Here is a 13,386-nt window from a genome sequence, read left to right on the forward strand (position 1 = left end):
CGATGGTGCGGTTGCTCGGTCCTCAAGACCGACTGCTCGGCACCATCGAGAAGCAGTACCCCGACGTCGACCTGCTCGTCCGCGGCAACGAGATCACCCTCACCGGCCCGGTCGACCAGGTCGAGGCGGTGCGCCGCCTCATCGAGGAGCTGCAGGCGATGGTGCGCAACGGCCAGGACCTCGGGCCCGTCGAGGTGACCACCTCGGCGCGGATGCTCGATGCCGACGCGAGCGCGAGCCCTTCGGAAGTTCTCGGCCAGGCCATCCTCAGCACGCGCGGGCGCAGCATCCGTCCGAAGACGCTCGGTCAGAAGGAGTACGTCGACGCGATCGACGAGAACACCATCGTGTTCGGCATCGGCCCGGCCGGAACGGGAAAGACCTACCTCGCCATGGCCAAGGCCGTGCAGGCGCTGCAGCGCAAGGAGGTCACCCGCATCATCCTCACGCGTCCCGCGGTGGAGGCGGGGGAGCGGCTCGGCTTCCTTCCGGGAACGCTCACCGACAAGATCGACCCCTACCTGCGCCCGCTCTACGACGCCCTCAACGAGATGATGGATCCCGAGCTCGTGCCCAAGCTGCTCGCGGCCGGCACCGTCGAGGTCGCCCCGCTCGCCTACATGCGCGGCCGCACCCTCAACGACTCCTTCGTCGTGCTCGACGAGGCGCAGAACACCACGCCCGAGCAGATGAAGATGTTCCTGACCCGCCTCGGATTCGGCTCGAAGATGGTCGTCACGGGCGACATCACCCAGGTCGACCTTCCCGCCGGCGCCTCGGGCCTGCGACTCGTGACGCGCGTGCTCAACGACATCGACGACATCCACTTCTCGCGGCTGACGAGTGACGACGTCGTGCGCCACTCGCTCGTCGGTCGCATCGTGGATGCCTACAGCGAGTACGACGAGAAGCGGCAGGCACAGCGCTTCGAGCGCGAACAGGCCAGCGAGTTCGCCAATCGCGCCGAGCGTCGCGCGGCGGCGCCCCGAGACCACCTGCCCCGACGCAGCAACCGATAGGACCTCATGAGCATCGAGATCAACAACGAGTCGGCGATCGAGGTCGACGAACCCGCGTTGCAGCGCCTCGCGGTGTACGCGCTCGACGTCATGCACGTCAACGCCGACGCCGACCTCGCCATCGTGCTCGTCGACGAGGGCGCCATGGAGCAGCTGCACGTGCAGTGGATGGACGAGCCTGGCCCCACGGATGTGCTCAGCTTCCCGATGGACGAGCTGCGACCGGGCACCGAGGAGGATCCGGCGCCCGCGGGGCTCCTGGGCGACATCGTGCTGTGCCCGCAGGTGGCCCAGGGCCAGGCCGAGACGGCCGGTCACTCGCTGACCGACGAGCTGCTCCTGCTCACGGCCCACGGGGTGCTGCACCTTCTCGGCTTCGATCACGCGGAACCCGACGAGGAGAAGGAGATGTTCGGCATCCAGCGCGACATCCTCATCGGCTTCGCAGTACAGGAGCGTCGACACTGACGGAGATGAGCTGGCTGTTCATCGCCGCGGCCATCGCCCTCGTCGCCTTCGGAGGCCTCATGGCCGCCCTCGATTCGGCCATCACAGGGCTCTCGCGGGCCGATATCGCCGAGCTGGCCGATCTCTCCCGCGCCGAGCGCTCGCTGCGCGCCATCAGTGCAGACCCGGGCGCACACCTGAACGCCGTCAACTTCGTGCGCATCATCGCCGAGACGACCTCGGCGGTGCTCGTCACGCTCGTGTTCGCCTTCTCGCTCGACAGCGTCTGGCTGGCACTCCTCCTCTCGGCGCTCATCATGACGGCGGTCTCGTTCGTGCTCGTCGGCTCCTCGCCGCGCAGCGTCGGGCGGGCGAACTCCGCCGTGCTGCTGCGATGGTCGGCGCCGCTCGTCCACGGCATCCGCGTGCTGATCGGGCCGATCGCGAGCGCTCTCGTCGCACTCGGCGATCGGGTCACGCCGGGCCGTCAGCGCCTCTCGAGCTTCTCGTCCGAGGAGCAGCTGCTGAGCATGGTCGACGAGGCAGCCGAGTTCGACGTGCTCGAGGAGGACGACCGCGAACTCATCCACTCCATCTTCGAATTCGGCGACACCCTCGTACGAGAGGTGATGATCCCGCGCACCGACATGGTCTCCATCGACGCGCAGGCAGACCTCAGCACGGCCATGGGCCTCTTCCTCAGCAGCGGCGTGTCACGGATGCCGGTCGTCGCCGGCGAGGTCGACGACATCGTCGGCGTTCTCTACCTGCGGGATGTCGCCCGGTTCGGGTTCGAGCGGCCCCTCGACGAACTGCGCATCGCCGTGGCGGAGCTCGCCCGCCCCGCGGCGTTCGTGCCCGAGTCGAAGAAGGCCGACGAAACCCTGCGCCAGATGCAGGCCGAGTCCAACCACCTCGCGATGGTCGTCGACGAGTACGGCGGCATCGCCGGCCTCGTCACCCTCGAAGACCTCATCGAGGAGCTCGTCGGCGACATCTCCGACGAGTACGACCACGAGGTCGTGCAGGTCGAGACCATCGGCGAGGGCCGCTACCGCGTCAGCGCCCGGTTGCCGGTCGATGAACTGGGCGAGCTGTTCGACCTGGAACTCGACGACGACGACGTCGACTCGGTCGGCGGACTGCTGGCCAAGGCCCTCGGCCGGCTGCCCGTTCCGGGAGCGCAGGCGCGCACGAGCGGGCTCATCCTCACGGCGGATCGCACCGAGGGGCGCCGCAAGCGCATCAGTACAGTGATCGTTGAACGCGACGCAGCGCTCATCGACGCGGAGACGGCATTCGCCGAAGGAGAGAACCATGCCTGAGCAGGACTATCGCGCGGGCTTCGTCTCGTTCGTCGGACGCCCCAACGTGGGCAAGTCCACGTTGACCAACGCCCTCGTCGGCGAGAAGGTCGCCATCACGAGCTCCAAGCCCCAGACCACCCGCCGCGCCATCCGTGGCATCGTCCACCGGCGGAACGGCCAGCTCATCCTCGTCGACACCCCCGGCATCCACCGGCCGCGCACCCTGCTCGGCGAGCGGCTCAACCAGCTCGTGCAGTCCACGCTCGGCGATGTCGACGTGATCGGCATGTGCCTTCCGGCCAATGAGCCCATCGGCCCCGGCGACCGCTTCATCAACCAGCAGCTGGATGACTTCCCGCGCGCGAAGAAGGTCGCCATCGTCACGAAGATCGACGCGTCGTCGAAGCAGAAGGTGGGCGAGCAGCTGCTCGCCGTGAGCGAGCTGCGCGAGTGGGATGCGATCATCCCGCTCTCGGCGCTCACCGGCACGCAGCTCGACGTGCTCGTCGAGGAGTTGCTGAAGCTGCTGCCCACCTCGGAGCAGCCGCTCTACCCCGACGAGGCCGTCACCGACGAGGCGCTCGAGGAGCGCATCGCCGAGTACATCCGCGAGGCAGCCCTCGAGGGAGTCAGCGACGAACTGCCGCACTCGATCGCCGTCACGGTCGACGACATCGTCGAGCGCGACGACAAGGACCTCGTCGAGATCTACGCCAACCTGTTCGTCGAGCGCGACAGCCAGAAGGGCATCATCATCGGCAAGGGCGGGAGTCGGCTGGCGGATGTCGGTACGCGGGCACGCGCGCAGATCGAGCCCCTGATCGGCTCGAAGGTCTTCCTGTCGTTGCGGGTGAAGGTCGCCAAGGACTGGCAGCGCGACCCGAAGCAGCTCGGCCGACTCGGCTTCTGATGGCGGCGCGGGAACGCGCGCCGGCGGGCTGGTTCCGTTCGCTGCGGCGCTACCAGCTCATCGTCGACATCGCGGTCGGCCTGCTGCTGCTCGCGGCCGGTTTCGCGGCCGCGACCGCAGCGAGCGGCGCCGACGTCGCGGTGCTGCTCATCCTGAGCGCTGCCCTCGCGCTGCGCCGCCTGTCGCCGGGCCTGGCCCTCGCCGTGGCCTGGGTCGGCGCGATCGTGCAGTTGCTCGCACTGCGCGATGTGAGCCCCGCCGACCTCGCCATCCTCGGCGTGCTGTACACGACCGCCTGCTACGGGGAGCGACTCGTGAGGTGGCTCGGACTCGTGTCGGCGGGGGTCGGCGCAGTGCTGGCCACCGCCTACCTCGTCTTCATCCTTCCCGCCCTCGCGCCGGCGGACCGCGCCACGGTCGACACGTCGGGCGCACCGGGCCGAGCTCTCATCCTCTGCCTCTTCATCGGCGTGGCGATGCTGGCGGTGCTCGGGCTCTCGTGGACGCTCGGCCTGCTCGCCCGCACCGCCCGTATCGGCCGTGAGACCCGCATCGACGCGCGTATCGCGGCCGAGCGCGCGGACTACGAGGTCGCCGTCGAGCAGGAGCGCACCCGCATCGCGCGCGACATGCACGACGTCGTCGCGCACTCACTCGCCGTGGTCATCGCGCAGGCCGACGGCGCCCGCTACGCCGCTTCGACCGACCCGCGACTGGCGCCGGCCGCACTCGAGACGATCGCCGGAACCGCCCGCACCGCCCTCGCGGACGTGCGCCAGCTGCTCGCTGAGCTGCGCAAGGATGGGCTCGACGGCCCGCAGCCGACCTTCGCCGACATCGACCGGTTACTGGCGCAGATGCAGGAGACCGGCCTCGTCGTGCGGGTGAGCCGGTCGGGGGAGCCGATGCCGCTCAGTGCCGGCTCGGAGATCGCCGCTTACCGCATCGTGCAGGAGGCGCTCACGAACGCCCTGCGGCACGGCGATACCGCCGAGCCCGTCGAGGTCGAGTTCGCCTGGCTCGCGGATGCGCTGCGCATCCGGGCGGTGAACGGCGGGGCTGCGACGGAGCCCTCCGGCGGCCACGGGCTGCCCGGCATGCGGGAGCGGGCGGCACTGGCCGGCGGCATCCTGACCGCGGGGCGGGATGAGCACGGACGCTTCGTCGTCGACGCGACCCTCCCCGCCCTCGGGGAGCGGGGGGAGTGATGGCCGAGCGCATCCGGGTCGCCCTCGTCGACGACCAGGCGCTGTTCCGCGCCGGCGTGCGCATGCTCGTCTCCTCGCAGCCCGACCTCGAATTCGTCGGCGAGGCCGCCGACGGGCGAGAGGCCATCCGGCTCGCGGAGATCGCGGCTCCCGACGTCATGCTGATGGACATCCGGATGCCGGAGCTCGACGGCATCGCCGCCACCGCCGCCATCGTCGCACGGGAGGGCGGCGACGGCCGGCCGCGCATCATCGTGCTGACGACCTTCGACCTGGACGAGAGCGCGGCGCGCGCCATCGAGGCCGGCGCGAGCGGCTTCGTGCTGAAGGACGCCGACCCCGAATTCCTGCTCGCCGCCATCCGCACCGTGCACGCGGGAAACGCGGTCATCGCGGCCTCGGCCACCCGCCGGTTGTTCGCCGAATTCAGCAGGCCGGCTCCGGCCGTGCCCGGTGCCTACGAGAGGCTCACGACACGGGAGCGGGAGATCTTCCTGCTGGCGGCGCGCGGCTTGAGCAATGCTGAGATCGCCGGCGGCGAGTTCCTCAGCGAGGCGACCGTGAAGACCCACATCTCGCGCATCCTCGCCAAGCTCGCGCTGCGCGACCGGGTGCAGCTGGTCGTCTACGCGTACGAGCACGGCCTCGTGGACTGAGACGTCATCCTTGCGATGTACGCGAGACCCGTCCCGCGGCGGACGCCCCCGCGGCGCGCGGACCGTAACGTCGAAGGCATGCAGATCCAGACCTCCGACCTCGGCCTCGTCGCCCGGGTCGCCGACCTCACCAAGTCCTTCGGCACCGGTGCGGGAGCCGTCCGCGCCCTCGACTCCGTCTCCATCGGCATCCGCCGTGGGGAGTTCACCGCCATCATGGGCCCGAGCGGTTCGGGCAAGTCGACCCTGATGCACGTCATGGCCGGACTGGACTCGCCGACGGCGGGCCGGGTCTGGCTCGGCGACACCGAGATCACCGGCCTGGGCGACAGCGAGCTCACGCTGCTGCGCCGTCGCCGGGTCGGCTTCGTCTTCCAGTCCTTCAACCTCGTGCCCACGCTCGACGTGCGCGGCAACGTGATGCTCCCGTTCGAACTCGACGGCCGCAGGCCCACCGTGCAGGAGGGCGAGTGGATCGACGGGCTGCTCGGCTCGCTCGGGCTGCAGTCGCGGCTCACCCACCGCCCGCACGAGCTCTCGGGCGGTCAGCAGCAGCGGGTGGCCATCGCCCGGGCCCTCGCCACGCGTCCCGACCTCGTCTTCGCCGACGAGCCCGCCGGAAGCCTCGACTCCCGCACCGGGCGCGAAGTGCTCGCGCTGCTCGCCACTGCGGCCAGGGAGTACGGCCAGAGCATCGCCATGGTGACGCATGATCCGACGGCGGCGAGCCATGCCGACCGCATCCTCTTCCTCGCTGACGGACGGGTGGTCGATGACCGGCCCGCCGCATCGGCCGATGAGATCTCGCGCATCATGCTCGGAATGGAGGCGGCAGCGTGAGCGCGCGCTCCCTGACGACTCGCCTGCGCGACCACGTCTCGACCATCGTCGTGACGACGGTGAGCGCCCTGTTCGGAGTCGTGCTCGTCGAGGCGACCGGCGTGCTCGCCACGGCCATCGGCTCGGATGCCGCCCTCGAGCAGTCGAACACCGTTCGGATCGTGCTCGGGGCGGTGACGAGCGTGTTCATCCTCATCGCCGTCTACGTCGGCGCCATCGTGACGGCGAACACCTTCTCGACGATCATCGCCGGGCGGGTACGCCAGATCGCCCTGCTCCGCCTGCTCGGTGCCCAGTCGCGGCGGCTTCGCCGTTCGATCGCCGCGGAGGGCCTGATCGTGGGTCTGCTCGGTTCCCTGCTCGGCCTCGTGCTGGGCGTCGCCGTGACCGCCGGCACGGTCGCCATCGGCGTCGCGGGCCGGTGGTTGCCTGAGGCGCCGTACTCGTTCCTGGACCCGGCGACGCTGCTCCCGGTGCTCATCGTCGCGCTCACCACGTGGGCGGCCGCGTGGGTAGGTTCCCGCCGCGTCACCGTGGTAACGCCCCTCGCGGCGACCGGCGCCGCCGTGGAGCAGGCGCACGAGCGGGCGCCCCGACGGCCCGTGCGCACGGCCTTCGCTCTCGTGCTCGGCGTTCTCGGCGTTGGCCTCATGGCGCTCGGCGTCGTCGTCGGCCTGCTGTCGCCGCTCGGTCTGGTCATCGCCTTCTTCGGCGGGGTGTTCTCCTTCACCGGCCTCATCGTCGGTGCGCACGCCGTGATGCCTCCCGTGCTGCGACTGGCCGGTCGAGCGCTCGGGCAGCGTCCGCCCGCACGCCTCGCGGCAGAGAACGCGGTGAGGTTCCCCGAGCGATCCGCCCGCGCCACGATCGGCCTCGTCATCGGCGTCACGCTCGTGACCATGTTCGCCGTTGCCATGGAGAGCTACCGCTCGACGATCCTCGCGAACTTCGACGGCAGCCCGGCCGCGCGTGCCGCCGTCGATCAGTCGCTGACGGCCACGACCGCCATCTTCGGCGCCCTCGTCGGCGTCTCCGCGATCATCGCGGCGATCGGCATGGTGAACAACCTCTCGCTGAGCGTGCTGCAGCGCACGCGGGAACTCGGACTGCTGCGGGCTCTCGGGTTCACCGGGGGCCAGGTGCGTCGCATGATCGTGGCCGAGAGTGCGCAGATGAGCCTCGCCTCCGTCGTGTTCGGCATCGTGCTCGGAGTGCTCTACGGCTGGGTCGCCGCGCAGTCCCTGCTCGGCTCGATCACGCACGGCATCGGGGCGCCGACGCTTCCGTGGCTCTTCCTCGCGGTGCTCGTGGCGTGCGGTGCGGTGCTTGCGATCGCGGCATCGGTCGCCCCGGCGCGACGGGCCACCACGATCTCACCGGTGCTCGCCCTCGCGATCGAGTGAGCGGGAAGGGGGCGCGGGGCCGGGGGAGCGGCGAGTCCGGTTGTCCCTCTTGTGAGGGGTGCTGACGCGGTGATAGCGTCGATGTACCGGGGTTAGTAAAGAGCAGTTACAAATTCGGCAGCGCCGCCATCGTTCAGCATCGAGCTCGGTTTCCCCCGCTCGCCGTTCACCTGGAGCATCCCATGAAGCGCGTCTCACTCTCCCTCGGAATCGGCGCGGTTCTCGCCGCCGCGTCCCTTCTCGCGGCGGTCGCGCCGGCGAGTGCCGCAGACTCGGCGCCAACGGCATCCGTCTCTCCGATAAGTACGCCCAAGCTGCTGCCGCTGCACTTCTCCGCTCCGTTCGTCGATGTCACCTCCGTCGGCAGCATCGCCGACGTGGCGAAGCAGTCGGGCGCGAAGTACCTCACGCTCGCCTTCCTGCAGACCGAGAAGCCGGGTTCGTGCGACCTCTACTGGGCGGGCAACGTGAACGCGCCGGTCTCCGCGGACATCTTCGGCGATGACATCAACGCGATCAGGGCGGCCGGGGGAGACGTCATCCCGTCGTTCGGTGGGTATGCCGCCGATACGACGAACACCGAGATCGCCGACAGCTGCACCGATGTGCACAAGATCGCGCTCGCCTACGAGAAGGTCATCACCACCTACAAGGTGCAGCGGCTCGACTTCGACATCGAGGTCGACGCGATCAGCAACACCGCCGGAATCGACCGGCGCAACAAGGCCATCCACGAGCTGCAGGGCTGGGCGCTGAAGAACCGCATCCCGCTCACCATCGCGTACACGCTGCCCTCGACCCCGCAGGGCCTCGGCGCGACCGGAGTGGCGTTGCTGCAGTCCGCCGCCGACAACCACGCCTACATCGGTGCGGTCAACATCATGACGTTCGACTACTGGGACGGCCAGACCCACGACATGGTCGCGGATGCGAAGACCGCGGCTGCCGGCCTCGTGAACCAGATGAAGGCGACGATCGATCCGTACATCCCGCGTGCCCTGCTCTGGTTCAAGGTCGGCATCATCCAGATGAACGGCATCGATGACTTCGGCCCGCAAGAGACCTTCTCGCCAGCCGAGGCGGCCCCTTTCATCACCTGGGCGAAGTCCAAGCACCTGAACTTCGTGAGCTTCTGGGCGATCGAACGCGACAACGGCGGATGCCCTGGCGTCAAGGGAGCATGGAACTGCTCGGGTGTCGTGCAGGAGCCATGGGCATTCACCCACGCGTTCTCGACCTTCACGGGTTGGTGGATCTGATCGCGCCGCCCCTCGGCGCATAACGAAACGTGCCGACCGTGGCCACGCGCACGGCGGCGATGCTAACCTGAACACGTGTTCCACGGCTTGCTCCTTCTTAGCTGCCGCGACGAGTCCTAGCAGGGGCCTTGCTCGTCGCGGAGTTCGTTGTCGGCTGACACCCATCGCGAAGAGATCGAGAAGACCATGAAGAACACCCAGAAGCCATCGTCGATGCCGGTGCACCGGTATTCGCCCTACCAGGAGCAGTTCCGCATCGAACTGCCCGATCGCACCTGGCCCGCCGCCCGCATCACGACGGCGCCGCGGTGGTGTGCCGTCGACCTGCGCGATGGAAACCAGGCCCTGATCGACCCGATGAGCCCAGAGCGCAAGCGGGTGATGTTCGACCTGCTCGTGCGCATGGGCTACAAGGAGATCGAGGTCGGGTTCCCGAGCGCGAGCCAGACCGACTTCGACTTCGTGCGCAGCCTCATCGAAGAGGACGCCATCCCCGACGACGTCACGATCCAGGTGCTGACGCAGGCGCGTGAGCACCTCATCCGCCGTACCTACGAGTCGCTCGTCGGTGCGAAGCAGGCCATCGTGCATCTCTACAACTCGACGAGCATCCTGCAGCGCGACGTGGTCTTCCGCACCGATGAAGACGGCATCGTCGACATCGCCCTCAGTGGGGCGCGCATCTGCCGCGAGATGGAGAGCCTGGTTCCGGGAACCGTCGTCTACTACGAGTACTCGCCCGAGAGCTACACGGGCACGGAACTCGAGTTCGCCGTGCGCATCTGCAACGAGGTTCTCGAGGTCTTCGAGCCGACGCCGGAGCGCAAGGTGATCATCAACCTGCCTGCGACCGTCGAGATGGCCACCCCCAACGTCTACGCCGACTCCATCGAGTGGATGAGCCGGCACCTGAACCACCGCGAGAACGTCATCCTCTCGCTGCACCCGCACAACGACCGCGGAACCGCGATCGCGGCCGCTGAGCTCGGCTACCTGGCCGGCGCGGACCGCATCGAGGGCTGCCTGTTCGGGAACGGTGAGCGCACGGGCAACGTCGACCTGGTCGCGCTCGGCATCAACCTGTTCACGCAGGGCATCGACCCGCAGATCGACTTCTCGGATCTCGACGAGATCAAGCGCACGGCCGAGTACTGCAACCAGCTGCCAGTGCACGAGCGCAGCCCGTGGGCGGGGGACCTCGTCTACACGGCGTTCAGCGGATCGCACCAGGACGCCATCAAGAAGGGCTTCGAGCGCATGGACGCCGATGCCGAGCATCGCGGCATCCCGGTGGAGCAGCTGGCCTGGGCTGTGCCCTACCTGCCCGTGGATCCCAAGGATCTCGGCCGCAGCTACGAGGCGGTCATCCGGGTGAACTCCCAGTCGGGCAAGGGCGGCGTCGCCTACCTGCTGAAGACCGACCACGCCCTCGACCTGCCGCGCAGGCTGCAGATCGAGTTCTCGGGGGTCGTGCAGGCGAAGACGGATGCCGAGGGCGGCGAGGTCTCGAGCGACGACATCTGGCGCAGCTTCCGCGACGAGTACCTTCCGGCACCGGCGGAGCACCCCGAAGAGAAGTGGGGCCGGTTCGAGCTGCTGTCGGTGCGCACGTCGAGCGAGCTCGACGGCTCGGTGGCGCTCAGCGTGGGCCTGCGAGACGGCGAGGACCGCGTGCAGGTCGAGGGCAGCGGAAACGGCCCCGTCGACGCGTTCCTCGACGTGTTGCGCCGCGAGGGTGCCGATATCCGGCTGCTGGACTACTCGGAGCACGCGCTCTCATCGGGCGGCGACGCACTGGCGGCCGCCTACGTCGAGACGGTGGTCGAGGGTCGCACGCTGTGGGGCGTCGGGATCGATGCCGACATCTCGACGGCGACCCTCAAGGCCGTGATCTCGGCGGTGAACCGGGCCCTGCGCGCCCGCGCGCGCGACCTGGTGGGCGCCGCCTCCGCCTGATCCGCGGTCATCAGCCGCGACGCCACCGCGTCCACGAGCCGATGGCGCGCTGCTCGGGCAGGCTCCACCCGAACCTGACCGCGAGCAGACGCAGCAACGCCGTCACGACGACGCCGGCGATCCCGGCGAGGGTGTTGCTGACGCCCGCCGCTGCGAGCGCGACCACGAGAATCGTGCCCGCCGCGGCCGCGACCGCATAGAGGGAGCCGACGTGCATGAGCGCGATCGGCAGGTTGAGCATCATGTCGCGAAGGATGGATCCGCCGACCGCCGAGACCACCCCGATGAAGACGGCCGGCACCACCGGAACGCCGAACGCGAGCGCCTTCGTCGTTCCGATGGCGCCGAACAGCCCGATCGTCACGGCGTCGAGGGCGATGATGAGCGGCCCGAGACGGTTGAAGGCGCGTTGCAGCAGCATCCCCACGAGCGCGGCGAGGGTCGCCACGATGAGATACCAGTTGTTCTGGGTGAGCGAGAGCGGCGCGTTCAGCAGCACGTCGCGCAGAAGGCCGCCGCCGAGCCCGACGACGACGCCGATGATGCTGACGCCGAGCAGGTCGATGCGGTGCTCCTTCAGCCGGCCCGCGAACATCGCGCCCTGGATGGCCCCGACGGCGACCGCCGTGAGGTCGAGGCCGAGGGGGATCGTGAATAGCGCGACGGGCACTCCTCGGTTCTACCACGCGCCGTCGGCACTGCCCGTGCGCCGACTTCTCTCGGGCCGCACGACGGCGCCTCCCGGATGCGGCGACGGGAACGGGGATAATCGAGGGGTGCCCGTCTACCGTGATGAAGCCGTCGTGCTGCGCACCCACAAGCTGGGCGAAGCCGACCGTATCGTCACCATGCTCACGCGGGAGCACGGCAAGGTGCGCGGTGTCGCGAAGGGTGTGCGGCGCACCGCGTCCAAGTTCGGCGCCCGGCTCGAGCCGTTCATGGTCGCCGACGTTCAGCTATGGGAGGGCCGCAGCCTCGACGTCATCACGCAGGCCGAGACCCTCGGCTCCTACGGTGCGACGATCGCGGGCGACTACGAGCGCTACACCGCAGCAAACGTGATGGTGGAGACCGCCGACAAGGTCACCGAGAGCGAGGGTTCGCTGCAGCAGTACCTGCTGCTCGTCGGCGCGCTGCGCTCGCTCGCCCGCGCGGAGCACGCGGTCGGCCTCACCCTGGACTCCTACCTCTTGCGCGCCCTCTCCGTTGCCGGATGGGCGCCGAGCTTCCAGGACTGCTCCCGTTGCGGCGCGCCGGGCCCACACAACCATGTCGTCGTGCAGCTCGGCGGCGTGGTCTGCGACGCGTGCGCCCCTCCAGGGGCTCCCCGCCTGGACCCGGCGGCGATCACCCTGCTCGGCGCCCTGCTCACCGGCGACTGGGAGCTCGCGGATGCGGCCCCCGACGCCATCCGCTCGCAGGCCAGCGGCGTCGTCGCGGCCTACACCCAGTGGCACCTGGAGCGCGGCCTGCGCTCGCTGCCGCACGTCTCCCGGGAGTCGATCCGCTCGTGACGCCGAAGCCGTACACCCACAGGGATGCCGTTCCCTACCGGCCCATCGACTGGACAGGCCTCTATCCGCCGAAGCTGGGGCGCAAGGCCGTTCCCGACCATGTCGCCATCGTGATGGACGGCAACGGACGCTGGGCCAACGGCCGCGGGCTCACCCGCATCGAAGGTCACAAGGCGGGCGAGGCGGCGCTGCTCGACGTCGTGGCCGGCGCCATCCAGATCGGCGTGAAGCACCTCTCGGTGTACGCATTCTCGACCGAGAACTGGAGCCGCTCGCCCGAGGAGGTGCGCTTCCTCATGGGCTACAACCGCGACGTGCTGCACCGGCGGCGGGACCAGTTGAACGAATGGGGCGTGCGCATCCGCTGGGCCGGTCGAAAGCCGCGACTCTGGAAGAGCGTCATCGAGGAGCTGCAGTTCGCGGAGCAGCTCACGGCCGGCAACAACACCCTCACGCTCACGATGTGCGTCAACTACGGCGGTCGCAACGAGATCACGGATGCGGTGACGCGCATCGCCGAAGACGTCGCAGCGGGACGGTTGAAGGCATCCGCGGTGTCGGAGAAGCAGATCGCCAAGCGGCTCTACGTTCCCGACCTGCCCGACGTCGATCTGTTCGTGCGCAGTTCGGGGGAGCAGCGCACCTCGAACTTCCTGCTCTGGCAGTCCGCCTACGCCGAGATGGTCTTCCTCGACACGCTGTGGCCCGACTTCTCGCGCGAGCAGCTGTGGGAGGCGATCGGCATCTACGCCTCACGCAACCGCCGTTTCGGCGGCGCGGTCGACGCACCCACGACCCCGGCGGTCGACGCCACCGGAATCTGACGCCACGGGCCGCAGGGAATATCGGCTGGTGGGGCTCCGTTCC

The 13,386-nt window shown here is 69.2% G+C and carries 13 protein-coding genes; 12 read left to right on the forward strand and 1 reads right to left on the reverse strand.

Features of this window, described 5'->3' with window-relative positions; translation table 11 throughout:
* Window positions 1–2: 2 nt before the first annotated feature.
* The 10 genes from WDJ51_RS00315 (at window position 3) to leuA (ending at window position 11,005) form a co-directional block, all read left to right on the forward strand.
* A complete protein-coding gene (locus WDJ51_RS00315; RefSeq protein ID WP_337850459.1) occupies window positions 3–1,019 on the forward strand; it encodes a PhoH family protein in 1,017 nt (338 codons plus the stop codon).
* A gap of 6 nt (window positions 1,020–1,025) precedes the next feature.
* Window positions 1,026–1,487, forward strand: coding sequence for an rRNA maturation RNase YbeY (gene ybeY / locus WDJ51_RS00320; protein ID WP_337850423.1), 462 nt, complete (start codon window positions 1,026–1,028; stop codon window positions 1,485–1,487).
* Between the two features lie 5 nt (window positions 1,488–1,492).
* The gene (locus WDJ51_RS00325; RefSeq protein WP_337850424.1) at window positions 1,493–2,791 is read left to right on the forward strand and encodes a hemolysin family protein; all 1,299 of its coding nucleotides are present in this window, start codon (window positions 1,493–1,495) and stop codon (window positions 2,789–2,791) included.
* Window positions 2,784–3,683, forward strand: a complete 900-nt coding sequence (era, locus tag WDJ51_RS00330) for a GTPase Era (RefSeq protein ID WP_337850425.1) — start codon at window positions 2,784–2,786, stop codon at window positions 3,681–3,683. The genes WDJ51_RS00325 and era overlap by 8 nt, the downstream gene beginning before the upstream one ends.
* Complete coding sequence (locus tag WDJ51_RS00335; RefSeq protein WP_337850426.1) at window positions 3,683–4,891, forward strand: sensor histidine kinase; 1,209 nt, start codon at window positions 3,683–3,685, stop codon at window positions 4,889–4,891. Before era ends, WDJ51_RS00335 begins: the two co-directional genes overlap by 1 nt.
* A complete protein-coding gene (locus tag WDJ51_RS00340) occupies window positions 4,891–5,547 on the forward strand; it encodes a response regulator transcription factor (RefSeq protein ID WP_337850427.1) in 657 nt (218 codons plus the stop codon). Before WDJ51_RS00335 ends, WDJ51_RS00340 begins: the two co-directional genes overlap by 1 nt.
* Before the next feature lie 78 nt (window positions 5,548–5,625).
* Window positions 5,626–6,387, forward strand: coding sequence for an ABC transporter ATP-binding protein (locus tag WDJ51_RS00345; protein ID WP_337850428.1), 762 nt, complete (start codon window positions 5,626–5,628; stop codon window positions 6,385–6,387).
* Window positions 6,384–7,790, forward strand: a complete 1,407-nt coding sequence (locus WDJ51_RS00350) for an ABC transporter permease (RefSeq protein ID WP_337850429.1) — start codon at window positions 6,384–6,386, stop codon at window positions 7,788–7,790. Before WDJ51_RS00345 ends, WDJ51_RS00350 begins: the two co-directional genes overlap by 4 nt.
* A gap of 182 nt (window positions 7,791–7,972) precedes the next feature.
* Window positions 7,973–9,049: a chitinase gene (locus tag WDJ51_RS00355; RefSeq protein WP_337850430.1), complete on the forward strand. Its 1,077-nt coding sequence runs from the start codon at window positions 7,973–7,975 to the stop codon at window positions 9,047–9,049.
* A gap of 186 nt (window positions 9,050–9,235) precedes the next feature.
* The gene (gene leuA / locus WDJ51_RS00360) at window positions 9,236–11,005 is read left to right on the forward strand and encodes a 2-isopropylmalate synthase (protein ID WP_337850431.1); all 1,770 of its coding nucleotides are present in this window, start codon (window positions 9,236–9,238) and stop codon (window positions 11,003–11,005) included.
* Window positions 11,006–11,015: 10 nt separating this feature from the next.
* On the opposite strand, the gene WDJ51_RS00365 is transcribed toward leuA, so the two are convergent.
* Window positions 11,016–11,675, reverse strand: a complete 660-nt coding sequence (locus tag WDJ51_RS00365; RefSeq protein ID WP_337850432.1) for a trimeric intracellular cation channel family protein — start codon at window positions 11,673–11,675, stop codon at window positions 11,016–11,018.
* A gap of 106 nt (window positions 11,676–11,781) precedes the next feature.
* On the opposite strand from WDJ51_RS00365, the gene recO reads away from it, so the two are divergent.
* Window positions 11,782–12,519, forward strand: a complete 738-nt coding sequence (gene recO / locus WDJ51_RS00370) for a DNA repair protein RecO (RefSeq protein WP_337850433.1) — start codon at window positions 11,782–11,784, stop codon at window positions 12,517–12,519.
* A complete protein-coding gene (locus WDJ51_RS00375) occupies window positions 12,516–13,343 on the forward strand; it encodes an isoprenyl transferase (protein WP_337850434.1) in 828 nt (275 codons plus the stop codon). The genes recO and WDJ51_RS00375 overlap by 4 nt, the downstream gene beginning before the upstream one ends.
* Window positions 13,344–13,386: the final 43 nt, after the last annotated feature.

The sequence above is a fragment of the Rathayibacter sp. YIM 133350 genome, assembly GCF_037404875.1.
Classification (GTDB): Bacteria; Actinomycetota; Actinomycetes; order Actinomycetales; family Microbacteriaceae; genus Orlajensenia.

Bases quoted from the DNA above. Each gene is read 5' to 3' on its own strand.
- WDJ51_RS00315 (WP_337850459.1), top strand. From the start codon at position 3: ATGGTGCGGTTGCTCGGTCCTCAAGACCGACTGCTCGGCACCATCGAG.
- ybeY (WP_337850423.1), top strand. From the start codon at position 1,026: ATGAGCATCGAGATCAACAACGAGTCGGCGATCGAGGTCGACGAACCC.
- WDJ51_RS00325 (WP_337850424.1), top strand. From the start codon at position 1,493: ATGAGCTGGCTGTTCATCGCCGCGGCCATCGCCCTCGTCGCCTTCGGA.
- era (WP_337850425.1), top strand. From the start codon at position 2,784: ATGCCTGAGCAGGACTATCGCGCGGGCTTCGTCTCGTTCGTCGGACGC.
- WDJ51_RS00335 (WP_337850426.1), top strand. From the start codon at position 3,683: ATGGCGGCGCGGGAACGCGCGCCGGCGGGCTGGTTCCGTTCGCTGCGG.
- WDJ51_RS00340 (WP_337850427.1), top strand. From the start codon at position 4,891: ATGGCCGAGCGCATCCGGGTCGCCCTCGTCGACGACCAGGCGCTGTTC.
- WDJ51_RS00345 (WP_337850428.1), top strand. From the start codon at position 5,626: ATGCAGATCCAGACCTCCGACCTCGGCCTCGTCGCCCGGGTCGCCGAC.
- WDJ51_RS00355 (WP_337850430.1), top strand. From the start codon at position 7,973: ATGAAGCGCGTCTCACTCTCCCTCGGAATCGGCGCGGTTCTCGCCGCC.
- leuA (WP_337850431.1), top strand. From the start codon at position 9,236: ATGAAGAACACCCAGAAGCCATCGTCGATGCCGGTGCACCGGTATTCG.